We start from the raw sequence: 25,245 nt of genomic DNA on the forward strand, positions 1-25,245 counted from the left end.
CCCTGCCGTAATACGTCATTCCACCACTCCGACCGTGTTGGGTGAGGGGACTGCGCCCAGCCGGCGACCACGGGCGCCGGCTGGGCCGTCACGTCATCACGTGCTCTGCGTGCCTCGGCACTCAGCCGCCGCCTACTTGAAGTCCCGGCCGTACCTGACCTCGCCCGAGCCGTCGTTCTTGATGTACGGGCGATCGTCCTCGTTGACGTACGGGCCCTGGACCGGCGTGTAGTCCTCCTTCTTGGGCTTCTCCTGCTCGGGCAGCGGGTTCTCCTCGGGCAGCCCTTCGCGCAGCCGATCGGCGCGTTCCTTCGCCTCTTTGTAGTCGCCCTCGTACTTGTCGTAGATCTCGGCGCCCTTCTGCAGCTTCTTGAACGCCTCGCTGTTCTGCACCTGCTCGGTGATCTGCTTGACCTCGCTGGCGAACTCCTTGGCGTTCTTGACCATCTTGATCTCGGGGATCTTGTCCAGCGCGCCCTTGAGCTCGTTGAACAGCGAGAAGATCTCCTTGGCCTGGCCGACCAGCTCCTTCATGGTCCGGTAGGCCTCGAAGATGTCGCCGATCACCCTGGCGATGCGCTCGATGACGTCGACGATGGTGTTGTCGTCGATGTCGATGCCGAAGAACTCCAGGAACGTGTCCACGACCGCCTTGGCGGTCTCCCAGATGGTGCCCAGCTGACCGCGGGTGATGTGCTTGGCGATCAGGTTCACCAGGATGTCGTTGAGCACCTCGCCGATGGCGTTCACCAGCCGCGCGGCCAGCTGCGCCAGCACGTCCGCGATCTTCTTGAAGGCCTCGGCGATGAACTGGCCGATCTGCTCCGCCGCGCCCTTGACCATCTCGGACCAGTGGTGCTGGATGAACCCTTGCGCGGCGGCCGCCGCCTCGCCCGTCCACAGGTGGCTGTCGACCAGCGTGTGGAAGTTCTTGCTCATCTGGACGATGATCTCGGCGAAGCCGTCCGCCAGGACCGCCTTCCAGGCGTTGCCGTTCTTGGTGAGCTCGTTGAAGTCACCCAGCAGCGGGTCGAGCACGACCGTCTCGAACGTCGGCGGGTCGCCCTCGCCGATCTTGGGCAGGCCGAACTTGCCTGCCAGCTCGTGCCAGGCCTCCAGGAACCAGTCGGCGATCGACGCCGCGTCCTTGGCCGGCCCGCGCAGGTGCTGCGTGAGGTCCTTGTTGCCGCCGTCCTCCGCCTCGGGCGGCTGCAGGTCGATCTCGGCGATCTGGAACGCCGACTTGCCGTCCTTGCCGTAGTAGTCGCGGCCGTGGCTGTCCCCCGGCTCGTCGTCGCCGAGGTGGAACTGGTCGAACAGGCTCGCGTTGGTCTCGTCCCGGCCCTGCAGGTTGTCCGCCACGTCGATCATGGCGTCGCCGAGATCGGCCATGCCGAAGCTGATCTTGTCGAAGACCCCTTCCACCGCGGGCTGGGCGACGTTCTTGATGGCCTCCCCGAGCGGCTTGAGCAACAACCCGGCCGCGCCACCGACGTTGTCGGTCTTCAGGCCGTAGTCGATGGCGTACTTCTCGATGACCGGCAGGTTGTAGGCAGCCTCCGCGGCCAAGTACGTCCCGTATGCCCGAATGCTCTCAGGATTCGCTTCCACAGCGGATTACTCCCCCTGTGATGATCTTGCCCGCCGATTGGCCGTTGCAGTGTACCGAGGCGCAACGGTTGCGCTTCACGGACTGGCAGCAGTCCGCCGAAGGGGTGACCAACCGGGGGCCGTGGGTCGTTTCCGCCCTACGACGGCCGGATCGACACTGCGGATCCACCCGGCCGCGGAAATGTGCAGACGAAAAGCCGGTCTAATCAGACAAACGCCGGGAAACGGGCTGAGCGGCGCAGTGGCCGGCCCGCAACCGTCACGCACGGTTCACCCGGCAGCACAGCCGGCGGCTGGCTCACTGCTGCTGTTGGGGAAGGCCGGCCAGGAAGTCCTTGGCGACCACAGCTTCCTCCGCGTCGAGGCTGGTGAAGATCTCCAGTGCCTGCTGTGCGGCCTCCCGTGCCTTGGACTCCTGCCCGGACCGCCGATTCAGTTCGGCGACCCCGAGCAGTGCGCGGCCCTGGTGGTAGCGGTCGCCGATCGACTCGCACTTGGCCAGGGCACGCTCGTATTCGGCTCGCGCCTGTTCGAACTGCCCGAGATCGCGGTAGGCGTGCGCGACACAGGCGCGCAGGTTGGCCACGATCAGATCGGAACCTTTCCGGTCCGCCAACGCCAGGCCGGCCGTGCCGTACTCCAGCGCCTTGTCCGGTTGCCCCCGCTCGACGTAGATCTCGCAGACGATGTCCAACGAAGCGATGATGTAGTAGTCGTTGCCGTGGCGCCGCGCGATCTCCGCCGCCTCCAAGGCGTACTGCAGCCCCTCCCCCGGCTTGCCCATCTCCCGCAGGACGGACGCCAGGTTGCCGAGAAGGCTCGCCCGGTACAGATCGGCGTCGGTCTCGTTCAGCAGCGCGATGGCCTGCTGCAGGCATTGCACGGCTTCGTCGTTGTTGCCGATCCGTGAGCTGGCCACGCCGAGGTGGTTGAGCAGCCGCGCCTGCCCGACCTTGGCCCCGTCACGCCTGGCCGCACCGACCCCGATGGTCAACAGCCTGATCCACTCGCTGAGCAGGCCGGTGGAGTAGTAGTACGGATACGTGGTGACGACCAGCCGCCATGCCAGGTCGTCGTATGCCAGCTCGACCGCCTTCTCGGTGAGTGCGAAGACGTTGGGGATCTCCAGCGCGTGCCACGCCGCCGCCGACCCGGTCGACTCGAACGACAGCGGCGGCACCCGCTCCGGAGCGTCCGGCAAGTGTTCGTCGCCGAGGCCCACCCCGGTGTGGCTGGCCGCTGCTTGCGCGGTGTGCAGATACCACACCATCAGCCGTCGCAGCGCGCGGCGTCGCACTTCCACCGGATCGTGCTTCTCGGCAAGTTCGGTGGAATACAACCGGAGCAGGTCGTGGAAGCGGTACCGCCCTTTGCCGGTTCGTTCCAGCAGGTGCGCCTCGCACAGGCTGCGCACGATCCGCTCGGCCTCGTCCACGGTCACGTCCGCCAGGGTCGCCGCCGCTTCGATCGCGAAATCCTGGCCCGGATGCAGCCCGAACATGCGGAACGCGGCCGCCAGCTCCGGTTTGAGCGCCTGGTACGACCAGGAGAACACCGCACGCACGGAGGCCATCTCGTCGTCCTCGATGGCGAGCGCGTCCAGCCGGTGCTGTACCGCGCGCAGCTCCTTGGCCACGTCGTCCAGGCTCTGCTCGGTTCGCCCGGACGCCTGAACACCGATGATCCGCAGGGCCAGCGGCAGGTAGCCGCACAACTTGGCCAGTTCCTCCGCGGCGTGCGGTGCCGCATCCACCCGTTCGGCGCCGATGAGCTGCCGCAGCAGGTCCAGTGCCTCCGCCTGGGTGAGCAAGCCGAGGGTCAACCGGCGTGCCCCGTCTCGCGCCACCAGGCCACCGAGCTGGTTCCGGCTGGTGATCAGCACCAGGCTGTTCGACGAGCCGGGCAGCAGCGGCCGCACCTGGTCGGCGGATGCCGCATTGTCGAGCATGATCAGCGCCCGCTTGTCCGCCACCAGGCTCCGGTACAGCGCCGCCTGCGCGTCGACCGTCCCGGGTTGCGTGGTCACCCCGAACCCCTGCAACAGCTGGGTCAGCGCTTCCGCGGCCGTCAGCGGCTGCCTGCTCGGATCGAAACCGCGCAGGTTCACATACAGCTGGCCGTCCGGATAGTCCTCCCGCACCATCTGGGCGAACTGCAGGGCCAGTGCCGTTTTTCCGATTCCGCCCGCACCGTCGATCGCCGAGACGACCAGCGTCTGCACCCCCGGCGACGACGGCTCCCGCCAGCGCTCGAGCATGGCCAGCTCGTCACGCCTGCCGACGAAACCGGTGACCGCGTGCGGCAGCTGGGCGGGCACCACCGTGGTGCGCGGTGGCGGCTTCGGCTTCGCCGTCGTCACCGCGAGGCTCGGGTCGGATCGCAGGATCGCCGTGTGCAGGGCTTTCAGCTCGGGGCCGGGGTCGATGCCCAGCTCCTCGGCCAGGACCCGCCTGCCTTCCTCGAACACCGCGAGCGCGTCGGCCTGCCTGCCGCTGCGGTAGAGCGCCAGCATCAGCTGGCCGCGCAGGCTCTCGCGCAGCGGATCCGCCTGCACCGCGTCGGTGAGTTCGTCGAGCACTTCGCGGTGACCGCCCTCGTCGAGCAGCAGCCCGGCGCGCTCCTCGATCAGGTTCAGCCGGAGCACGGTCAGCCGGTTGCGCTCCGCTTCCGCCATCGGCCCGGGCACGCCGTTGAGCGGGGTTCCGTGCCAGTGCCCCAGGCACCGCTGCAGGCGGCGCGCTGCTTCCTGCTTTCGGCCCTGCGCGGCCAGCTGCCGCGCATCGGCCGCGCACGCCTCGACCACCGCCACGTCGACCTGATCGGCAGTCACCTCGAGCTGGTAGCCGCCGCCCGCCCTTACCAGCAGACCGGTGACGCCCACCGCCTCCCATGCTTTGCGCAGGCCGTGGACGTAGGTGTGGATGCTGCCCTCGGCCGAACCCGGTGGCGTCTCGCCCCACAGCGCATCGATGATCTCGCTGACCGTCACGAGGTGGCCGTGGCGCATGGCCAGCAGCGCGAACAGGCCGCGCTGTTTGGGCGCCCCCAGCGCCACCTCCCGGCCGGCGTGCCACGCCCGCACCTCACCCAGCAGCTGGATCCACAACGAGTCGCCGCCCGTCCCGTTCACGCTGTTCTGCTCCATCGATTGGCCAGCGGGCGCCCTGGAATGTCCCGGGGAATGTCATTATCCCGGCCGTCACGAACGGGTGACCAGCCGTGCAGGCCTTCGTCCCTTGTGCGCCAGCCGGCTGCCCGGCCACCACGAAAAACGAACCAATCGATCAGAACGGACGTCCCGGATTGCGGAGCCTGGCGACTTTGCGCGGGCCGATCAGACGACGCCGAACGCGAGCATCGCGTCGGCCACCCGTTTGAAGCCCGCGATGTTGGCCCCGCGCACGTAGTCGATCCGGCCGGTGCCGAAGCGTTCACCGTGCTCGGCGCACTGGTCGTGGATGCGCGCCATGATCTTCACCAGCTCGTCCTCCACTTGTTGCGGTGTCCACGGCCGGCGCGTGGCGTTCTGGCTGATCTCCAGGCCGGAGACGGCCACCCCGCCCGCGTTCGCCGCCTTGCCGGGGGCGTAGAGGATGCCTGCTTCCTTGAACAGGTGCACCGCCTCCAGGGTGCAGGGCATGTTCGCGCCTTCGACGACGGCGACACACCCGTTGCGGAGCAGTTCTCGTGCGTCGTCGCCGCCGAGTTCGTTCTGGGTGGCACAGGGAACGGCGACATCGCACTCCACGCCCCACGGCCGCCGATCGGGACAGAACTCCGCGTCCGGGAACGCAGCGACGTAGCCGGCCAGCGATGCGCGCTTGCCGGCTTTGTGCTCCTTCAGCCATGCCAGCTTTTCCGCGTCGAGCCCTTTGCGATCGTGGACGAACCCGGTGCTGTCGGACAGCGTCACCACCCGGGCGCCGAGCTGGGTGAGCTTCTCCGCCGCGTGCAGCGCCACATTTCCTGCACCGGACACGGCAGCGACCTTGCCGTCCAGATCCCAGCCGCGTGTGCGGAACATGTCGGCCAGGAAGTACGCGACGCCGTACCCGGTCGCTTCGGTGCGTATCGGAGACCCGCCGTACTCCACGCCCTTGCCGGTGAGCACGCCGGTGAACGAATTGGTGATGCGCTTGTATTGTCCGAACATGTAGCCGATCTCGCGCGGACCCACCCCGATGTCGCCTGCCGGGACGTCCACGTCCGCACCCACGTGCCGGTACAGCTCGGTCATGAAGCTCTGACAGAAGCGCATGATCTCGTGGTCGGACTTGCCCTTCGGGTTGAAATTCGCCCCGCCTTTGGCACCACCCATCGGCAGCCCGGTGAGCGCGTTCTTGAACGTCTGCTCGAACGCCAGGAACTTCAGCACGCTCTCGGTGACCGAGGCGTGGAACCTGATGCCCCCTTTGTACGGGCCGATCGCGTTGTTGTTCTGCACCCGCCAGCCGCGCTGCAGCCGGATGTTGCCCCGGTCGTCCTCCCAGCACACGCGGAAGCTGACCACCCGGTCCGGTTCGGCGATCCGGCGCAGGATCTGGTACTCGTGATAGACCGCCTTGTCGGCGATGTAGTCGAAGACGTCCTCGGCCACTTCCTGCACGGCCTGCACGAATTCCGGCTGCCCCGGATTGCGTTTGCGCACGCCGGCAAGAAACGTCGGCAAATCCACGTGATCGCTGACCGCCATGACGCACCTCAGCAGCGAACTCCGTGCGATCCGGCATCGGCATCGCCCTCGCCGTCGTGGTCGAGCGAGATCCACTCCCCGGTCGCGGCAGGCACGGTGATGGCCGGTTGGTAGCTGGGATCCGGGTCGAGCAGCTTGGCCACCGCTTCCTTCCATGTCCGCTGGTCACGCGGCTGGTCCTGGTCTTGCACGTGGGCGAACCGGATGATGCCCTGCGAGTCGATCAGGAACGTGCCGCGCCGCGCGACGCCATTGGCGTCGTCGAACGTCCCGTAGGTCGTCGCCACTTCGCCGTGTGGCCAGAAGTCGGACAACAACGGAAACGGACATCCCTGTTCCTCGGCCCATGCGCGCAGACTGAACGGCTGATCGACCGACACCCCCAGAATCTGCACGTTGTACCACTTGTAGATCTGGATCTCGTCCCGTAGCTGGCACAGTTCGCCCCGGCAGATCGGGGTGAACGCGCGTGGGTAGTAGACGATCAGGACGTTCTTCTCTCCGACGAAAGACGACAGGGTCACCGGCTCCAGCCGGTGGTTCGGCAACGTGAAATCCGGGGCTCGTTCACCAGGTTCGAGCGCCATGGGCCCGCCTCCTCGGCAGTTCGGTCAGTTGTCCGGCGGCTGGTGCTCGCCGGCCGTTCGGGAACGTGCGATCGAAGCGCGCACCTTCTCCACGTCGGTGGCGCGCGCTTGCCTGATCACGTCGCGCAGTGCCGTGGCGCTCAGCGATCCTTCGTGCATGAAGATGACCGCGCCTGCGCGCATCACGGCGATGGTCGGGATCGACTCGACGCGGAACGCCTCGCCCAGTTCCGGCTGGGCGTCGGTGTCGATGGTGGCGAACACGACGTCGTCGGCGTTTCCGCGGCAGCCTCGTCGAACACCGCGGTGAACGCCCGGCACGGGGTGCACCAGGTCGCCGAGATGTCGATGACGACGACGTCGTCGGTGTTCACCACGTCGTGGAAGTTGTCCGTGGTCAACGCGACAATGCCGCTTTGCGTGGTTTCCATCGACCGGCCTTTCGTTGGGATACGGCTGCTACGGCTGTGTCGAACGGTGCGGACGGTGCTCGACCGGCTGTCCGTGCCGGGGATCCGGCTGCTGCGCGGGGTTGCCCGCGACGTCGGCGCTCCCGTGGTGCTGGCGGTCGACGAGATCCACGACAAGGAGCTGCCCGCCGCCGTGGAATGCCGCGTGGCGGTCATCCTGCCCCGCAGCGCGGTGACCGACCGTCGCATCCTGCACGGCATCCGCACCGCGGCGGCGGGTGGCGCCAGCATGCCCCCGATCTGCTCGGTCACCTCGCCGACCAGATCGAACGCCTGCACGACGACGTGCTGGAGCCGTCCGGCGAGGTCAGCAGCGTCGCCGAGGTCCAGCCCTTCTGACACAGCCCGCCACCGTTCGACGGAAAGTCACGCGCCCGCACCTGCACCGAGCCGGTGCCGTCCGGCACCAGTGTCATGCCGCACTGCAGCGCGCAGTACGGGCAGTGCGTGTCGACCTGCGTCCCCGCCGGTTCGCCGATCGGCGGGCGGGCGCCGGTTGCTTCGGTGTACGGTGCCGCTGTCACGGCGACGAAACTAGGCAGCGGCTGTTACTGGTGGACGACCGAATGTTTCGGCCAGTTGACAATGGCCGCACGCCGCGGCGGCCACACCGTCAGCCGTCCTCCGTAATGGTCGGTTTGCCGTGCCCGCCAGGTCGCTCGCCGGTGCTGATCACGGCGTCACCGTCGGCCGTGGTCGCCTCGCGGGGATCCGTCCAGCAGCGCCGGCCGACGTCCCACGTCGGCGATCAGGAACTCAGCACACGCCTGCTCAACCCGGAAGCACGCAGCGCCTGCCGTTCGATCGCGCCGCGCACCGCGTCGTCCGTGCCGATGATGCGCACGCGGTGCCGGGCGCGGGTGATCGCAGTGTAGAGCAACTGGCGGGTGAGGATCGGGGTCGCTTCTTCCGGCAGCACGATCGACACGGTGTCGTACTGGCTGCCTTGGCTGCGGTGGATGGTCATCGCGTAGGCGGTCTGGACCCCGCTGAGCCTGCTGGGATGCACCTCGACGCCGGTGTCGAACCGTGCGACGAGACCGTCGTCGCGCCGGAGGACCATGCCGGTGTCGCCGTTGCTGACGCCGACGTCGTAGTCGGTTTCGGTGACCAACAGCGGCTGCCCGGGGTAGCCCCGGTCCGGATCCAGCGGATGGCCGGTCGCCGCACCGACCCAGTCGATGGCGCGGCGATTCCACTCCTGCACGCCGTAGGGGCCCTCGCGGTGGGCGCACAGTATGCGGTGGGCGTGCAGGTGGTGGTCGAGGGACGCAAGGTCGTGGGCTTCGGCCGCGCTCTGCAGCTGACGCGCGGTCGCGGTGAGGTCGGCGCGCAGCTCGGCCAGTTCGGTCGGCTGATGCAACCGCACCGCGTCGTCTCCGCCGTGCAGCAGCGCCAAGGCTTCGTCGGCGGCGCCGCGGCGGACGGCGTCGGCCAGCTCGGCGATGGTGCCGAAGAACCGGTGGCCGCGATGCAGCCGCACGATGCCCGCCCGGAGCCGCAGGCGTTCCTGGTCGCTCAGCGGCGGCTCTCCGGTGTCTGCGGTGCCGTCCAGGTCGGCCAGTCTGCTCAGCGCGGGGTTGGCGGCACGGTCGACGGGCCGGGCGACCAGGTCGGCGAGGACCGCGCCGGCGTCGACCGAGGCGAGCTGGTCGGGGTCGCCGAGCAGGATCAGCCGGGTGTCCGGGCGGAGTGCCGCCATCAACCGGGCCATCAGGGTCAGTGAGACCATCGAGGTCTCGTCCACGATGACCACGTCGTAGGGCAGCCGGTGCCGGGCGTGATGGGTGAAGCGGCTGCGGCTGTCCCGACGCAGGCCGAGCAGGCGGTGCAGCGTGGTCGCGACCAGGTCGGCCGGTAGCCGGAGCTCGGCGGCTTGCTGCCGGACGGATTCCTGCATGCGCGCGGCTGCCCGCCCGGTCGGAGCGGCCAGTGCGACGCGCAACGACGGCCCGTGCACCGCGTACAGCAGGGCGAGGATGCGCGCGGCGGTGTGCGTCTTGCCGGTGCCCGGCCCGCCGGCGACGATGGTGGTCCACTCGGTGGCGGCCAGTGCCGCCGCGATGCGTTGCCGGTCCGGTCCGCCGCGGGCCGGGAACAGCACGTCCAACTGGGCCCGGGCTGCGGCCAGGTCGAGCTCGGGGCGGGTACGCTCCCGCTCGGCCAGCGCCTGGCGGATGGTCTGTTCCTCGCGGTGATACCGGGTGAAGAACAGCAGCCATCCCGTCTCGCTGCGTACGAGCGTGAGCGGGATCAACGGCCCCTGGTCGCTGCCGCGCACCAGGGGGCTGTCGCGCAACTGGGCCAGCAGTTCCGCGGGGTCCGGCCACGGCAGGCCGGCCACCTCGGCGTCGGCGGCCAGGTCGGCGATGCGGTCCACTTCGACGCACACCGATCCCAGCCGCAAGGCCCGCACGGTCAGCGCGACGGCGAGCAGCACCGGCTCGCGATCCTCCCGGCCCAAGGCGCCGAGCCGGGTGGCGACGTGGATGTCGGCCGGGGCGAGCACCCCTGCTTGTTCGAAGGTGCGCAGCAGGCCGGTGGTCCGGTAGGTCTCCAGGTCGGTCATCGCCGCCCCTCGAGCAAGTCGGACAGTGCGGTCACCGCCGACGCGGGCGGGGACCAGGTGAACACGCCGCATCCGGGGGGCGTGTCCGGGCCGATCATGGCGCGCACGAACAAGTACTTGGCGCCGCCGAGGTGCTGCTCGGGGGTGTAACCGGGCATGCGCCAGCGCAGGTACCGGTGCAGCGCCACCAGGTAGAGCAAGGCTTGCAGCGGATAGTGGGCGCGCAGCATCTCCTCGGCCATCGCTTGCTGGGTGTAGTCGGTGGCGTCGACCGGGCCCGCGACGAGTTTGTTGGTCTTGTAGTCGACCACGGTGAACCGTGGGCCCGGCTGTCGCAGCACCGCGTCGATGCTGCCGGTGAGGAATCCGCGCAGCGGTGGCGGTGTCAACTCGCCGAGCAGATCCGGGTAGGCGGCCAGCGGGTCGTCCGCGGGCAGGTGCGCACGGATCGTGTCGGCCATGTGCCGCACGCTGATCGTTTCCGCGACCGGCAACTCGAATTCCAGCTCGGCGAGCCGGTCGGCGGGCGGGATGTCGGCGAGGGCGCCCGGACCGATCGGCGTGCGCAGGGCGGCGGTGAGTGCCCGCGCCAGCAGGTCGACGTCGACCGACGGCATGGTGCGGGCGGCCGCCCGCTCGCAGCGCAACCGCACCTCGGCGGCAAGATCGGCCGCGGAGGTGTCGACCTCCTGCAACACGGAGTGCACCAGGGTGCCGAACTCCGCCCCGGCGGGCAGGTCGTTCATCAAGGACGCGGTCGGACTGTCGGTGCGGGACCCCGGGGGTTCGATGGCAGGCGGCTCGGGTTCGTCGAGGGTGGCACGGTCGTCGATCTCGCTGGCCACGCCGGGATGAGTGTGCGCTGCCGCGGTCAGTGCGCTGTAGGAACCGCGTCGCCAGATCTGATCGAGTGCGCGGTCGAACGTGGCCACGGCCAGGTCGTGCCGCGGTTCGGCGGGCGGCTGCCAGCGTCGCGCCACGCGGTCCACCGGGACCCGTTCGACCGCGATCGCACCGTCACTGTCGCGTGCCCACTCGGCGACCACCCGATCCAGCTCGGCGTCGGACGGCACCGGCGCGGTGGCAGTGGGCTCTGCCCCCGCCTGGCGGCCGAACATGAGCCGGTGCAGCGGGCCGCTCTTGGTGTTGGTGGCCGGCGCCCACCAGACGACGACGCGGGAGATCGCGCGCGTGAGGGCGACGTAGAGCAGACGGAGATCCTCGGCGGCCTCCTCCCGCTGGTGCTGCTTCTTCCTGTCGGCATGTCCCGGGCCGGTCGGGCCACCGACGTCGCGCACACGGTGGCCGTCGAGGTGCAGCAGGAGCGACTTCATGTCGCGTGGCTTGCTGCCGTCCCAGCCGAACGGCAGGTACACCACCGGGTACTCCAGGCCTTTCGAGGCGTGGATGGTCACGATCTGCACCGCGGCGCTGTCCCGGTCGAGCATGCGGCTGCGGTCGGTCGAGGTGGCCGGCTGATCCTCCGCCATGCGCGCCGACAGCCAGCGGATGAGTGCGGTGATGCCCAGGCGCTGCGTGCGAGCCTCCTGGTGCAGTAGCTGTGCGATGTGGCGCAGGTCGGTGAGGGTGCGTTCGCCGCCTTCCTGCCGGAGGATGCGTTCGTTCAACCCGGTCCGGGCGGCGAGCCGTTCGAACAACGCCGCCATGCCGTGCCGGGCGAATGTGGCGCCGAGTTCACGCAGCAGACTCGTCAGCTCGTCGACCAGTTTGTCGCCGCCGGCATCCAGCTCGGCGGGGGTGATCCCGATCAGCGGCGTCAGCGCCGCCAGCCGGACGCGTTCGGAGCGATGTGGTCGCTCGATGCCCTGCAGCAGATGCCGCCATGCCTCGGCTGCGGGTGCGGCGAAGACGCTGTTGCCGGCCGTCTGCACGCACGGCACGCCTGCCTGGCGGAGAGCGTCGCGGACGAGAGCGCTCTGCGTGCGGTTACGTACCAGGACGGCGATGTCGCTGGGGACGAGGGCGCGGTCGACGAAGGTGGGTGCGTCCTGCAGGAGAGCGACGATGTCGTCGGCGACATCGGCCGCGATGCGTTGCCGCACCGCGTCCACAGCGGGGAACCCGTTCCTGTTCAACGGCGGGCAGTCGGTGCGCTTGAGGTACCGCAGCCGCAGCGGGGCTCCCGGCAGCCGACGCTTGGTGTGTTGTGCGGCCACCGGGTGGACGACGATCTCCGGGTGGCCGAGCGCTGCCCCGCCGCAGACCCGTTCCAGCGCGGTGAGCACACCGGCGTCGGTACGCCAGTTGACGTTCAGCTCCAGGTGCTGATCGGCCTGGCGGACCGCGTCGAGGTAGGCGAGCACTTCGGCGCCGCGGAAGGCGTAGATGGCTTGCTTGGGATCGCCGACCAGGATCAGGGTGCGGTGACCGTGGAATGCCAGCCGCAGCACCTCCCACTGCACTGGGTCGGTGTCCTGGAATTCGTCGACCAGCACGACGCGGTAGCGCTGCCGGATGCGCGCACAGGCCGCGGGTCCGTGCTCGGGGTGGGTGAGCGTGTCGCGCAGCAGCACGAGGAGGTCGTCGAAGTCCCGGATGCCGAGGCGGCGCTTGCGTCGTTCCACTTCCGCACGTGCGGCCAAGGCGAACGCCACCCGGCGGCCCGCGACGGAGTCGTCGTCGGGGTCGGGCACCAGGCGGGCCTGGCCGTCGCGGATGGCTGCGCGGGCTGCCGCTCGTGCTTCGTCGAGCGGCAGCAGCGATTCGTCGTTGCGGTATCGCGCCAGGTACAGGTCGGAGATGACCTCCTCGGCGAGATCGTCGACGGAGTCGACGAGCACGGCGTCCGGCTCGCGCTCCCCCGCGATCCCCAGTCCGTCGAGCATCTGCTGGCAGAAGCTGTGGGTGGTGGCGATGGTTGCCGCGTCGAAGTCCGACAACGCCCGCAGCAGGCGGCTGCGCCGCAGGCGCACGACCTCGTCGTCGGCGTCGGCCAGGTAGGCCAACAGGCGGTCCTCGTCCGAGCGGGCTTGCCGGGGATCGGCCAGCGCTGCGGCCGTGGCGGCGATCCTGGCCCGGGTGCGTTCCCGCAGCTCGTGGGTGGCGGCACGACCGAACGTGACCAGCATCAGTTCCGGCGGATCCACCAGCCCTTCGGCCAGGTAGCGGGTGGCCAGCCCGGCGATGGCGTAAGTCTTGCCGGTGCCCGCGCTGGCTTCGATGACCGTGGTGCCCGACGGCAACGGTCCGGTGAGGTCGAAGCGGCCGCGCGCGCTCACACCAGACCTGCCGTTTCCGCGATCAGCATCGGCTCCCAGATCCGGCGGGCCAGCGCGCCGAACCGGCTCGGCTCGTCGTCGTACCACCGCTCGTCCGCGCCGGGCGGCGTCGCCCACAGTTCGGCGAACGGCATGTCCGGTCCATGGAGGTAGCGAACGGCGGCGTCGCTGTTCTCGCCGTACCCACCGCGCGTCGTCGTCCACACTGCTCGCGCGTCGGCCATGGCTTCGGTGACGCTCTCCCCTGCCATCCGGCGGCTCACGTACTTCTCCGCCGTCTTCGGCGCCAACGGCAGCGGTTCGCACAGTCCCTTGTCGTAGACGTCGACGAGCTGCTGCAGAAGGTGCTCCGGGTCGCTGGGGGCGGTGAGCGCCGACCGGCGGGCGGTCGGTGCCCCGGCCTGCCGGGGTCCGATGGTGACAGCTTGCCAGTCCGGTTCTCCGGTCGTCGCGGCGACCGCCAGCAGGCGCAGCCACGCGGCGAAGCGATGCTGCGGCGCCAAAGCGGAGAACTGGACGGTCACCAGGGTCTTGTCTCGGACGTCCGGCACGGTGCCGGTGAGCCGACGACCGTCAGGGAGATCGACGGCCACGTCGACGCTCGTCGGCGGGTGGCGCAGATACTGCGTCGCTGCGCTGTGCAGCGCGATGATGCTGTCCCTGATGGCGCCGAGAGCGGTCGAACCCAGCCTGCCCGCAGGCAGCGTGCCGCGCCGTAGCTCGGCCTGGCACAGCGCCTCCGGATCCGCACCGGCCAGAACCGCGGTGAGCATCCGGTCCCCGATCTGCCAGCGGTGCAGGCCTTCCACGGCCAACGGGAGCGCATCGTCGACGTCGTCGGCCGGGTCGGTCACCGTGACGTCGAGACGCTGGCGGAGGAACGCGCGTGCCGGGTTGCGGAAGAACGCGACGAGGTCGTCCAGGTCGACGTCCGATTTCGTCGTCGCAGGCAGCGGTGCCTCCAGCAGCCGCGGGGCCGGGGCCTGGTCTCGGGACGCCAGGGCACCGGAGAAGGCGTGCCGGTCGAAGCTGAACGGCTCCGGCGGGACGAAGTTGGCCGGGTCGAACGGCTGCAGCGGCTGACGGGTGACGACCTGCTCCGGGTCGATGACGGTGGCTTTGACGACGTCGACGAGCTCGGCCAGCGGGGCGGCGGGCGGCCGGGTGGCGCCGGTGACCGGATCCGCGCCGGTGTAGCAGACGATGAGGTGTTCGGTGGCGGCCAGGATCGCGTCCAGCAGCAGCTGCCGGTCTTCGCTGCGCGGCTCGCGTTCCCCGAGGCAGGGGTCGCGGGCCAGGACGTCGTCGCCGTCGGCGGCCGTGGTCCGAGGGAATGCGTCGTCGTCCAGGCCGATCACCGCGACGACCCGGTGCGGCACCGAGCGCATCGGGACGAGGGTGCAGACCGTCATTTCCCCGGTGCGGAAGTTGGACCGGGTGGGGCGCCCGGCCAGGCGGCGAGCGAGCATCGCCCGGACGTCCGGCAGGCGCAGCCGCACGTCACCGGCGTGTTCGGTGGCTGCGGTCAGCTCCCTGGTGGCCTGCAGGCGCTGCCAGGTCTGGGTGGCCGGGACCTTCGTGAGCATGTCGAGCGCCCAGGTGAGCGTGGCGGTCCACTCCGGCGCCGGGTGCTCTCCGGTCAGCCGGTCCAGGACGGCGCCGAGCCGGTCGACGTACTCGGCGAATCGACCGGCGAGATCCACGTCGCTGGAATCGACGTCGTCCAGCGGCAGCGCCAAGCCCAGCCAGGCCAGGTCCGTCTCGTCGGCGGCGACGCCGAGCAGCAGCCGGTTGAGCGCGGTGTCGAAAGTGTTCTGCGGGACGCCGGCCAGACCGTGCGCGGCGCGTTGGCGCGGGCCCAATCCCCAGCGCGCACCTGCGGTGACGGTCCACCTGCGCAGCGTCTCCAGGTCGTCGCCGGCGAAGCCGAAACAGCGAGCCACCGGCTCGCGCGCGGCCAAGTCGAGGACTTCGCTCGCAGTGACCCTGCCATCGGCCAGGTGGAGCAGCGTCGACACCACGTCCAGCAGCGGATTGGTGAGCGCCGGGCTCCGGTCCGCCAACCGCACGCGCAACTGGTGGCCCGGGTGTTCGGCGACGTCGGGTTGCCCGAACGCGGCAGCGATGAGCGGCGCGTACGTGTCCACGTCCGGGCACATGACGATGATGTCGCGCGGCTGCAGCGTGTCGTCGGCGGCGAGCAGGCCGAGCAGGGCCTCGCGGAGCACTTCCACTTGCCGGGCCGCACCGTGACACGCATGGATCTGGATGCTGTCGTCGTTGGGGACCCGCCCGGCCGAACCCGGAGGGCGGTCGGCCGCGATGTCCGCGCGGACGGCCGCCAGCACCCCTGAGGCCGGGTCCTGGCCCGGATGGTGCACGTCCGCCCCGGGCAGGCGGTGCTGCAGTTCGCGGATTTCCCTGGCCAGGCTGGCCAGCAGCGGGTGGTCGACGGCCAGCGCACTGTCGTCGTCCGCACGCCGCTGCGGGGCCGGGCGGCGGGCGAGCTTGTCCCACATGGCCGGGCTCGGGTGGGTCAGCCACAGGTGCACGTCGCGGTGGACGGCGAGAGCTTCGAGCACGGCCAGCTGCGCGCGGGTCAGTCGCGTGGCACCGAACAGCGACAGCCGCGCGGGCAGATCGATCACGCTCGGGTCGGCAGCCAGCGTGGCGCAGGTGTCCGTCAGGCGTTCGGCGGTGCTGGGCGTCCCGATGCGTTCGCGCAGCCGCCGCCACAGCTGCACCTGCCACCGCAGATCCGGATCGACCGATCCGCCGGCGCCGTCGCTGTCACCGCCGGCGGCCCAGTCGACGAGCATGCCGGGCCGGTTCTCGGCGTAGGCGGTGAACAACCGGGCCAGGGACTCGGCGGTGCTGTAGCGACGGCCGCGGCGATGCGACTGCTCCTCGTCGCCGACGCCGAGGTGGCGGGCCAGCATCGCACACCACGGCTCGCCTGTGCAGTCGTCGATCACCTCGAGCAGGGTCCACACGAGCCGGCCCGGTGACCATGGATCGTCGTCCGGATCGATTCCCTGCACACCCGCGACGGCGCCGGCAACCAGGTCACTGGGATGCGGGAAGGCGATGTTGGCCGCCACGCCGAGCGACTGGGACAGCTGCTGGGCCAGCCACCGCTCCACGCCCTTGGCCGGGACCGCGATGACCTCCGGCGCGAACACGTCGGACGGTGGCGTCGCCAGCAGCTCCGTCAGCGCCCCGACAAGGGTGTCTGCTCGCTCCGCGCGATGCACCGTGAACACGCCCGACCTGCCGTTTCCGCGAGTGGGTTCGTCTCGCACGGCAGTTGTAGCAAACCGGGACCACGGTTCCGTGGCATTGCGCTCCCGCGAGCCGCGTGATGCCGCCCGAGCAGCGGACGCGCCGACGCGGTGAGATACCGCAGGCAGCCCGGGTCTTACGCGCTGCGGTACCGGCTGGCCAGTTGCGGGCTTTGCCCGTAGAACGCAGCCAGTTCGGCCTCGCCCACCGCGTCGAGCAGAGCGGCGTCTTCGACTCCGGGAGCGCACACGACCTCACCCAGCTCGAGGCCGCGCAGGCTGGCGGTCACCACGTCCTCGGCGCTCATCCTCGGCACGGCGCTCATGTCGATGCCTTGGCGCTGGTGGAACTCCGTGGCCACCACCCCCGGGCACAACACCTGGACCTGCACGCCGCTGCCCTCCAGTTCTGCGCTGAGGGTCTGCGACATCGTGACCAGGTAGGCCAGCCCGCCGGCGTAGACGACGCGGCGCGGCATCTGGGTGTGGGGCGCCGGCCCGCTGAAAGCGATCATGCCCGCCACGTTGACGATCGTTCCCCGGCCGCGCTCGACCATCGGCCCCACGGCGGCGCGGGCGAGCAGGGTCGGCGCCAGGACCTTCACGGCGACCAGCTCGGCGGCCTTGGCGGCGGGCAGGTCGGCCAGCGGCATGTAGTGGGCGACCCCTGCGTTGTTCACCAGCACGTCCAGCGGCTCCGTGGCGCACAGTTCCGCGACCGCGTCGATTCCGGCGGTGGTGGCCAGATCGGCGGCCACGGTCCGCACCTTTCCGGGATACGCGGCGGCCAGCTGGTCCAGCCGGTCCTGGCGCCGGCCGACCGCGATCACGTGACAGCCGTCGCCGAGCAGCCGGCGGGCGAAGGCGTTCCCGATGCCTGAGGTGGCGCCGGTGACCAGGGCGAGTTCGCTCATGAGGCAGGTCCGTCCTTGTCGAGTCGTGGATCGGCATCGGGGCCGAAACACGGCAGGCCCCGACGGGCTGACTCGAGCATGGCCCCGGCGACCGCTTTCCACCAGCGACCGGTCGTCCTGGGAATGCCGGTACCAGGCAGGCTGCGCCGCCGCCAGGAATACTGGCAGGGTGTCGTCCACCGAACTCGGCCAAGCCCTGCGGCGCTGGCGCGATCGCATCGCCCCGGACACCGTCGGCCTTCCGCGCGGGCGCAACCGGCGAGTCCCCGGGCTGCGGCGCGAGGAGCTGGCGATGCTCGCCGGGATCTCGGTCGACTACATCGTGCGGCTCGAGCAAGGTCGTGCTTCCGCGCCGTCCGAGCAGGTCGTCGCCGCGCTGGCGCGGGCCCTCCGGCTGTCCGACGCCGAGCGCGGGCACTTGTTCGTCCTTGCCGGGCTGCAGCCGCCGGGTCCCGAACGGATTCCCACTCACCTCACGCCGAGCGTGCAGCGGCTGCTGGACCGTCTCCGCGGGACGCCGGTGGCGGTCTTCGACGCCATGTGGACGCTGCTGATGGCCAACCCCAGCTACTCCGCGTTGATGGGGGATCCGTCCGGATGGCACGGCCACCACCGCAACGCCGTGTGGCGCAACTTCCACGGTTCCCCCGGGCGCGTGCGCCACACGCCCGAGTCGTTGCGGGCCCTGCAAACGGCCCTGGTCGGCGATCTCCGCTCCGCCGGCGGCCGGTATCCGGCCGACCCCCGGCTGCAGCGGCTGATCGCCGACCTGTACGCGAGCAGTCCGCTGTTCGCCGAGCTGTGGGACACCGGAGTCGCCGGCGTTCACGAAACTTCCCGCAAGACCGTCGACCACCCGCTCGTCGGCGCCGTGACGCTGGATTGCGACGTGCTGAGCGTGGCGGGCAGCGACCTGCGGATCATGGTCTACACGGCCGAACCGGGAAGCACCGACGCGGAGCGTCTCGACCTTCTCTCCGTGGTCGGGTTGCAGGATCTCTCCGGGGCCCGGCCGGGCTGACCCGGTGATCCTGCGACCCGGTCGGTCACGGAAGACGCCGGCGTCAGGACACGACGGTGGGCGTGACGGTGGACAACAGCCCGGCGATGACACCACCCAGCATCGGCCCGACGATCGGAACCCACGCGTAGGCCCAGTCGGACGAACCCTTCTTCGGGATGGGCAGCAGCGCGTGCGCGATGCGCGGGCCGAGGTCGCGGGTCGGGTTCAACGCGTAACCGGTGGGCCCGCCGAGCGAGGCACCGATGCCGACGACCAGCATCGCGACCGCGAGCGGGCCGAGCCCGCTCGGGGTGTTGCCGAACACCAGCACCACGTAGACCAGCACGAACGTGGCGATGACCTCGGTGGCGGTGTTCCATCCGTAGGCGCGGATCGCCGGTCCGGTGGCGAACACACCCAGCTTGGCCGCCGGGTCCCCTTCCTCGTCGAAGTGCCGCTTGTAGGCCACGAACGTCAGCACCGCACCGACGATCGCGCCCACCAGCTGTCCGGCGAAGTAGACGACGAAGTTGCCGAACGTCGCCGGGACGTTCTCGGCGAAGTCCTCGCCCGCCACCCACAGGCCGACGGTGACCGCCGGGTTCAGATGCGCCCCGGAGTACGCGGCGGCGTACACGCCGGCGAACACACCGAGACCCCAGCCGAAGTTGATCAGCAGCCAGCCGCCTGCGAACCCTTTCGACTTGGCCAGCACGACGTTGGCGACCACACCACAGCCGAGCAGCAACAGCAGCATGCTGCCCAGCGCCTCGGAGAAGAAGATGTCGGCCACGGATCACCCCACACTGTGTCGAATTGACGGAGAAATTGACGGAGAAATTGACAAATCTGACGAAATCTGACGAAAAATCGACGGAAAACGGCACGCCGGTACCACCCGAAGAATTCCCGGCGGTAGCGACGTCGAAGAAGAGAAATACTTTCCGGCGGCACGCCGCCGAGGCGACGGCGGATCACGAACGACGCGTGACCGTCACCGCGCCCATCACGGCACAGCCGCCGCGATCCCCGCTGAGCTACTGGATGCCCAGGTCAGCCGGTCTGCGCTGAACGGCCGCGCCGCGTGGTCGTCGGCCGCGCCGACGGCGCGGAACCGACGTCGCGGATCTCGTGCGTCCCGTCCGCCGAACCGATGACGACCTCGTCCGCGATTCCGGTGAACAGACCGTTTTCCACCACGCCCGGAATCCAGTTCAGTTCGGCGTCCAGCACCAGCGGATCGGAAATCGCACCCAGGTGGGCGTCGATGATGTAGTTCCCGCTGTCGGTGACCACGGTCTCACCGTCCCGGGTGCGCAACCGCAGCTCCGGGTCCGCATAGCCGTGATGCGCCAGCAGGCGCGCGATGGACCGGCGCGTGGATTCCCACGAGAACGGGACGACCTCGATGGGCAGCGGGAACGCACCGAGCGTGTCGACCAGCTTGCTGTCGTCGACGATGGCCACCATGCGATCGGACGCGTCGGCGACGATGCGTTCCCACAGCAGGCAGGCCCCGCCACCTTTGATCATCGCGCCGTCGTGGTCGATCTCGTCGGCACCGTCGATGGTCAGGTCGAGCCGGTCGACCTCGGCCAGTGTGGTCAGCGGCACGCCCGCCTCCTTGGCCACGTCACGTGTGGCGGTCGAGGTGGGCACGCCCACCACGTCCAGCCCGTCGGCCACCGCTTGGCCCAGCGCCCGGACGAACCAGTGCGACGTGGTGCCTGAGCCGAGCCCCAGCTTCATGCCGTCCCGCACGTAGGCGTCGATGGCCGCTTTCCCGGCCGTCCACTTGGCCTTGTCCTGTGCAGTGCGCGGTTCCATTCGCTTCTCCTGTGCAAGCCGTTCGATCACGACATCGGCGTCGGGCCGGTCACGTCGGCGAACCGCTCGATGACCGGGCAGTCCTCGACCGGGCTCCCCCACGCCACGTGCCGGTAGGTCACCCCCAGATTGCGTGCCGTCCGGGCGTCGATCTCGGTGTCGCCGACGTAGATCGCCTCGGACGGGGCGACGTTCAGCGCCTCCAGCGCCGCCGCGAGGTGCGCCGGGTCGGGCTTGGCCTGCGGGGTCGCGTCGATACCCACGACCACGTCCACCAGGTCGGCCAGCCCGGTCCCGGCGAGCACGGCTCGAGCCATGTGTGTCCGCTTGTTGGTGCAGACGCCGATCTTCACGCCTGCTGCCCGCAGCCGCCGCAGAGCCGGGATGGCGTCGGCGTTGACCGTGGTCGCCTCCACCGGCTTCGCCTCGTACGCAGCGGCGTAATCGGCAAGGACACCCTCGACGTCCGGCTCCTGGCCGCCAGCGATGGTGACCGCTTGTGCGACCAGTTCACGGGCGCCTAGGCCGAGCAGCGGACGAACCTGCTCGACGTCGAGCCGGTCCAGAGAGTGCGCGGTGAGCGCGATGTTCAGCGCGTCGGTGATGTCCGGCGCGCTGTCGACCAGCGTGCCGTCGAGGTCGAACACCACCGCGGACGGCGCCGGATTCCGTTCGTTCAGCACAACGCCGCGGCCTCCTGGTACACCGGCTGCAGGTTGGTGTAGAGGTTGCGGTGGACGGCGAAGACTCGGTCGTAGGTTTCCGCGTTGGCCTGCTGAGGAACGAACGTCCGCTCCACCGACACGCCCTTCAGTGCTTCGTCGAAGTCGCGCCACACCCCCGAGCCGACGCCGGCGGCCAGCGCGGCTCCGTAGGCACCGCCTTCGGCGGCGCCGGTCACCGTGACCGTCTCCCGGTTCAGCACGTCGGCGAGCATCTGCAGCCACAGCCCTTCGCTGCTCGCACCGCCGGAGGCGACGATCCGCTCACACGGCACACCGGCCTGCGTGCACACCTCCAGGATCTCGCGCATGTTGAGCAGCACGCCTTCCATGACGCTGCGCGCGAGGTGGCCCAGCTTGTGCATCGGCGTCAGGCCCAACCAGCATGCCGACGCCTCCGGCGCGATGTGCGGGGAACGCTCCCCCAGCAGGTAAGGCAGGAACAGCAGGCCGTCGGAGCCGGGCTTGACCTCCTTGGCCAGTCCGACCAGCCGCTCGAACGTCACCGGGTCGGTCGTGGTGGCCGGTGCGAGGGCGTCGCGCAACCACTGGAACGCGCCGCCCGCGCTGAGCGAGACGCCCATGATGTGCCAACGGCCGGGCGCGTTGCCGCAGGAGACCTGTACCCGGCCGCCTGGGTTCTCCGGGCACGTGGACGCCCCGCCTGCGACAATACCCGCGGTCCCGATGGTGAAGCCCACCGGGCCGGGGTCGACCAGGCCCATCGCCGTCGTCTGGATCACCGCGTCGCCGCCACCGCCGAACACCTTGGTGCCGGTGGGGATGTTCCAGCGCTCGGCCAGCTCGTCCCGCAGGGTGCCGGTTTCGTCGATCGATTCGACCACGTCCGGCAGCAGCGACCGGTCGATCTCCAGCCGGGACAGCAGTTCGTCGGACCACACGCGCCGCGCGACGTCGAACAGCCCGGTGCCGGAGGCGTCCGAGACGTCCGTGACGTAGTTTCCGGTCATGCGCAGCCGGATGTAGTCCTTCGGGTTGAGGATGCGCACGGTGCGCTCGAACAGATCGGGCTCGTTCTCCCGGAACCAGATGATCTTGCCGCCGGTGTACCCGGGCAGCATCCGGTTCCTGGTCATCCGCAGCAGCTCGGCCAGGCCGCCCACCCGTTCGGTGATCCAGTCGCACTGCGGAGCCGCTCGCTGGTCGTTCCACAGGATCGCGTGGCGCAACGGAGCGCCGGACTCGTCGAGTGCGGTCAGACCGTGCATCTGGCCGCACAGCCCGATGGCCTTGACCTCCCGGCCGCGCTGCGGAAGCTGCGCGGTCACCGCCGCGACGGCCTCGTCGGTGGCCCGCCACCACTCGGCCGGGTCCTGCTCGGCCCACCCCTGGCGGAGGTTGATCATGGGGTAGTCGCGGCTGGACTTGGCGACGACTTCACCGTGGTCGTCGACCGCGATCACCTTGCAGGTCGACGTTCCGAGGTCGATACCGATCAACATGCTGGGATCCTTTCCGCGCTCCGTTGCACGGCGTCATCGCGCACCGTGGTGAAGCCTGATGTGTTTCAGCTGCAGGTACGACTCGAGCCCCTCGGGGCCGTGCTCGTAGCCGAAGCCGGCTTCCCGGCGGCCGCCGTAGGGTGCGTTGATGATTCCGGCGTCGACGTTGTTCACCGCGACGTTGCCGAAGTCCAGATCCGAGGCCAACGCGAAGGTCTCCCGCGTGTCCTGGGTGTAGACGTACGCCGCCAGACCGCCCGGCACGCCGTTGGCACGGGCGATGACGTCGTCGAGGTCGGTGAAGGGGGCGACGCCGACGAGCGGGCCGAAGGTCTCCTCGCTCATCACCAGGGCGTCGTCAGGGGTGTCCGCCACGACCGTGGGCCGGACGAACAAGCCGGGTGCGAGCTCGTTGATCCGGTCGCCGCCCGCGACCACCGACGCCCCGCGTTTGCGCGCGTCGGCGATGTGGTCGAGGGTGCGCTGGAACGTCTCGTCGATGGTCATCGACCCGACGTCGGCGTCCGGGTCCTTGATGCCGTCGGCCACGACGAGCGCGTCGGCGGCCGCCGCCAGCTCCGAGACGAACTCGTCGTAGACCGGCTGCTCGACGTAGATGCGGTTGATGGCGATGCAGATCTGCCCGGCGTTGCGGAACGACCGGCGGGTGGCGCCCTTGACCGCGGCGGCGAGGTCCGCCTTGGCCGTGACGATCATCGGGCAGCTGCCGCCCAGCTCGAGGGACAGGGCGGTGATGCCGCTGACCGAGCGCATGATCTGCTGGCCGGTGGCGGCCGAGCCGGTGAACCCGACCTTGGTGATCTTGGGGTGCGACACCAGCGCCTGACCGGTGCCGCCGTCGCCGTAGACGAAGTTGACCACGCCCGCAGGCAGGGCGGCCTGCACGCACTCGGAGAGGATCTGGGCGCACCCCGGCGTGTACTCCGACGGCTTGATGACGATGGTGCAGCCTGCCGCGGTGGCCCCGGCCAGCTTCCAGCCGATCAGCTCGATCGGGTAGTTCCACGGCGCGATGCCCGCGACCGGTCCGATCGGTTCCTTCTGCACGATGCTCAGAAAGCCGCCGACGTCGTTGGGGATGGTGCGGCCGAAGACGCGGGTGGCTTCCTCGGCGTAATAGTGCAGCGCGGTGACGAACTTGCGCACTTCCCCGCGCGCTTCGTTGAGCGGCTTGCCCTGTTCGCGGGTGATCGCCGCAGCCATGTCGTCGACCCTGCGGCTGCACTCCTCGGCCAGCCGGTGCAGATACCCGGCACGCTCAGCGGGCAGCGTCTTGCGCCACGTGCGGAACGCTTCGGCAGCGGCTTGCACCGCGGCGTCGACGTCGCCGGCCTGCGACCGGGGCGCGATCGCCGCCAGCTCACCGGTGGCCGGGTTCTTCCGCTCGATGACGTCGCCGGAGCCGTCGTGCCAGGTGCCGGCATAGAAGTTGCGGCAGGTGATCGGGGTGGTGAGGGATGACATGGCTGATACTCCTGAGCCCCTTCGCGTTGGTCAGCGGACTGTTCGAGAAACGGATCGACGGAGCCTCGCGCGGCCGTTGCCCGGTCACCCGGCCTACCGGATGACCGGAGCCGTATACCCGCCGAGACGAGCGCCCGCCCATGCTCGCATGCGATCCACCAGCCTCTCGCCTACCGACGGCTGACCGTCCCGTCGCCGGGGGCGGCTGCACGGGACCTGCGCCCGGCGTCCACGCCGGAGGCCCCAGCCCGGCACCTTCCGTTGCTGCGTCCCTGGCGGGCGCGGCAATCGGCATGTCGGTCCTGGAACCCGGCGTCCACCGAGCCGTAATTCGTATGATGATCGGACGATAGAGCAGGCCGTGGACAAGCGCAAGACCTTGACGCGGCAAAGTTCCGGCCGCGCTGTGTCAGCCGGATGGGCGACGACGGCGTTCCTTGTCGGACTCGCCGACCAGCACGTCGGCGTGCCGCATCACGCGGCGCAGATGGTTCTCGCTGGCGAAACGGGCGCGGGAGGGGTCACCGGCGGCGATCGCGTCGGCAATCTCCTCGTGCTCCCGCACCGTGTGACTGGCCTCCGACGGATAGCCGGGACTGTCCCGGTAGACCCGCCGCAGGAAACTGTTCACCGGCCGGATGACCAGCGCGAAGAACGGGTTGCCGCTGGCCTCGGCGAGGATTTCGTGGAACGACAGGTCGGCATCCAGGAAGCGGTCGGTGCCGATCGACGCGGCCAGCTTCCGGTTCGCCTCGCGCAGCCCGGCCAGGTGTTCCTCGCTGCGCCGGGCCGCGGCGAACACGGCCATCTCGACCTCCAGCACCAGGCGCAGCTCCAGCAGCTGCTCGAACGACCCTTCGCTGAGCCGAAGCAGCAGGCCGTACTGGTCGGCGATGAGCCTGCCGTCGAACTCCGCGACCGTCATCCCGCGCCCGGGCTTGACCGTGACCAGCCCGCGCTGGACCAGCAGCCGGGCGGTCTCCCGGACGACCGTGCGGCTCACCCCGAAGCGTTCGGCGAGCTCGGGCTCGGTCGGCAGCCGGTCCCCCACCCGCAGCTGCAGGATCTCCTCCTGCAGCGTGTCCGCGAGGATTTCGGGGAGGCGCTTCCGTGAGCCAAGTTCGGATGCCATGCGCGCGATTCTAAGGACGGGCCGATCCGACCACGATTCGTCGCCCGCCCGCGTGACCTGGGTCAACGTGCTCGGTAGCCGGGCACGACAACCCCCGGCCGGGCACGACAGGCCCCGATCGGGCGACCCGACGATTGTGCTCTGGGTGACTCGCCAATTGCTCGTTCATTCATACGATGATATGACTAACGGTGTGCTGATGCGCCGCGCCTGATGTTCCGGCGGCCGACGACAAGCACGCCAGCAAGG

Annotated in this window: 15 protein-coding genes and 3 pseudogenes; 2 read left to right on the plus strand and 16 right to left on the minus strand. The window is 69.9% G+C overall.

The features are described from left to right. Nucleotides 1–132: 132 nt before the first annotated feature. From YWY_RS0107405 to YWY_RS0107450, 10 genes and pseudogenes are all read right to left on the minus strand, one after another. Complete coding sequence (locus YWY_RS0107405) at nucleotides 133–1,569, minus strand: BAR domain-containing protein (RefSeq protein WP_028847090.1); 1,437 nt, start codon at nucleotides 1,567–1,569, stop codon at nucleotides 133–135. 340 nt (nucleotides 1,570–1,909) lie between these two features. Next, complete coding sequence (locus YWY_RS0107410) at nucleotides 1,910–4,741, minus strand: AfsR/SARP family transcriptional regulator (protein WP_038044770.1); 2,832 nt, start codon at nucleotides 4,739–4,741, stop codon at nucleotides 1,910–1,912. Between the two features lie 204 nt (nucleotides 4,742–4,945). Continuing rightward, nucleotides 4,946–6,304: an NADP-specific glutamate dehydrogenase gene (gene gdhA, locus YWY_RS0107415; protein ID WP_028847092.1), complete on the minus strand. Its 1,359-nt coding sequence runs from the start codon at nucleotides 6,302–6,304 to the stop codon at nucleotides 4,946–4,948. Between the two features lie 131 nt (nucleotides 6,305–6,435). Beyond that, nucleotides 6,436–6,891, minus strand: a pseudogene (locus YWY_RS20795) (peroxiredoxin); the annotation flags it as partial. 24 nt (nucleotides 6,892–6,915) lie between these two features. After that, nucleotides 6,916–7,592: pseudogene (locus YWY_RS25015) on the minus strand (thioredoxin family protein). 41 nt (nucleotides 7,593–7,633) lie between these two features. Then, nucleotides 7,634–7,840, minus strand: a pseudogene (locus tag YWY_RS23640) (hypothetical protein); the annotation flags it as partial. Nucleotides 7,841–8,109: 269 nt separating this feature from the next. After that, nucleotides 8,110–9,930 (minus strand): exodeoxyribonuclease V subunit alpha, encoded by a 1,821-nt coding sequence (gene recD / locus YWY_RS0107435; RefSeq protein ID WP_028847094.1) that lies wholly within the window; start codon nucleotides 9,928–9,930, stop codon nucleotides 8,110–8,112. Continuing rightward, the gene (locus tag YWY_RS0107440) at nucleotides 9,927–13,169 is read right to left on the minus strand and encodes a UvrD-helicase domain-containing protein (RefSeq protein WP_028847095.1); all 3,243 of its coding nucleotides are present in this window, start codon (nucleotides 13,167–13,169) and stop codon (nucleotides 9,927–9,929) included. The genes recD and YWY_RS0107440 overlap by 4 nt, the downstream gene beginning before the upstream one ends. Then, entirely contained in the window at nucleotides 13,166–16,432 is a 3,267-nt protein-coding gene (gene recC, locus YWY_RS0107445) for an exodeoxyribonuclease V subunit gamma (protein WP_028847096.1), read from the minus strand. Before recC ends, YWY_RS0107440 begins: the two co-directional genes overlap by 4 nt. Nucleotides 16,433–16,587: 155 nt before the next feature. Beyond that, the gene (locus YWY_RS0107450; RefSeq protein WP_028847097.1) at nucleotides 16,588–17,364 is read right to left on the minus strand and encodes an SDR family NAD(P)-dependent oxidoreductase; all 777 of its coding nucleotides are present in this window, start codon (nucleotides 17,362–17,364) and stop codon (nucleotides 16,588–16,590) included. Between the two features lie 169 nt (nucleotides 17,365–17,533). Between YWY_RS0107450 and YWY_RS0107455 the strand changes: the two genes are divergently transcribed. Continuing rightward, nucleotides 17,534–18,385 carry a helix-turn-helix transcriptional regulator gene (locus tag YWY_RS0107455; protein ID WP_028847098.1) on the plus strand — a complete coding sequence of 284 codons (852 nt, stop codon included), beginning with the start codon at nucleotides 17,534–17,536 and terminating at the stop codon, nucleotides 18,383–18,385. Nucleotides 18,386–18,428: 43 nt separating this feature from the next. Here YWY_RS0107455 and YWY_RS0107460 read toward each other — a convergent pair whose 3' ends face one another. Continuing rightward, nucleotides 18,429–19,160, minus strand: a complete 732-nt coding sequence (locus YWY_RS0107460; RefSeq protein WP_028847099.1) for an MIP/aquaporin family protein — start codon at nucleotides 19,158–19,160, stop codon at nucleotides 18,429–18,431. A 23-nt stretch (nucleotides 19,161–19,183) separates the two neighbouring features. Between YWY_RS0107460 and YWY_RS24020 the strand changes: the two genes are divergently transcribed. After that, nucleotides 19,184–19,438, plus strand: a complete 255-nt coding sequence (locus YWY_RS24020; RefSeq protein ID WP_156899143.1) for a hypothetical protein — start codon at nucleotides 19,184–19,186, stop codon at nucleotides 19,436–19,438. On the opposite strand, the gene rpiA is transcribed toward YWY_RS24020, so the two are convergent. The 5 genes from rpiA to YWY_RS0107485 all read right to left on the minus strand — a co-directional run bounded on the left by rpiA (nucleotide 19,421) and on the right by YWY_RS0107485 (nucleotide 24,996). Then, nucleotides 19,421–20,194, minus strand: coding sequence for a ribose-5-phosphate isomerase RpiA (rpiA, locus tag YWY_RS0107465; protein WP_028847100.1), 774 nt, complete (start codon nucleotides 20,192–20,194; stop codon nucleotides 19,421–19,423). The genes YWY_RS24020 and rpiA overlap by 18 nt on opposite strands. A 26-nt stretch (nucleotides 20,195–20,220) precedes the next feature. Continuing rightward, entirely contained in the window at nucleotides 20,221–20,877 is a 657-nt protein-coding gene (locus YWY_RS0107470) for an HAD family hydrolase (protein ID WP_028847101.1), read from the minus strand. Further along, entirely contained in the window at nucleotides 20,871–22,379 is a 1,509-nt protein-coding gene (gene xylB / locus YWY_RS0107475; RefSeq protein ID WP_028847102.1) for a xylulokinase, read from the minus strand. The genes YWY_RS0107470 and xylB overlap by 7 nt, the downstream gene beginning before the upstream one ends. A gap of 33 nt (nucleotides 22,380–22,412) precedes the next feature. Further along, nucleotides 22,413–23,864, minus strand: coding sequence for an aldehyde dehydrogenase family protein (locus YWY_RS0107480; RefSeq protein ID WP_028847103.1), 1,452 nt, complete (start codon nucleotides 23,862–23,864; stop codon nucleotides 22,413–22,415). A 409-nt stretch (nucleotides 23,865–24,273) separates the two neighbouring features. Next, a complete protein-coding gene (locus YWY_RS0107485; RefSeq protein ID WP_028847104.1) occupies nucleotides 24,274–24,996 on the minus strand; it encodes a FadR/GntR family transcriptional regulator in 723 nt (240 codons plus the stop codon). Nucleotides 24,997–25,245 lie beyond the last annotated feature (249 nt).

This window comes from Thermocrispum agreste DSM 44070, from assembly GCF_000427905.1.
Lineage (GTDB): Bacteria > Actinomycetota > Actinomycetes > Mycobacteriales > Pseudonocardiaceae > Thermocrispum > Thermocrispum agreste.

Coding starts and splice junctions, on each gene's coding strand:
- gdhA (WP_028847092.1), bottom strand. CDS start 6,304: ATGGCGGTCAGCGATCACGTGGATTTGCCGACGTTTCTTGCCGGCGTG.
- recD (WP_028847094.1), bottom strand. CDS start 9,930: ATGACCGACCTGGAGACCTACCGGACCACCGGCCTGCTGCGCACCTTC.
- YWY_RS0107450 (WP_028847097.1), bottom strand. CDS start 17,364: ATGAGCGAACTCGCCCTGGTCACCGGCGCCACCTCAGGCATCGGGAAC.
- rpiA (WP_028847100.1), bottom strand. CDS start 20,194: ATGGAACCGCGCACTGCACAGGACAAGGCCAAGTGGACGGCCGGGAAA.
- xylB (WP_028847102.1), bottom strand. CDS start 22,379: ATGTTGATCGGTATCGACCTCGGAACGTCGACCTGCAAGGTGATCGCG.
- YWY_RS0107480 (WP_028847103.1), bottom strand. CDS start 23,864: ATGTCATCCCTCACCACCCCGATCACCTGCCGCAACTTCTATGCCGGC.
- YWY_RS0107485 (WP_028847104.1), bottom strand. CDS start 24,996: ATGGCATCCGAACTTGGCTCACGGAAGCGCCTCCCCGAAATCCTCGCG.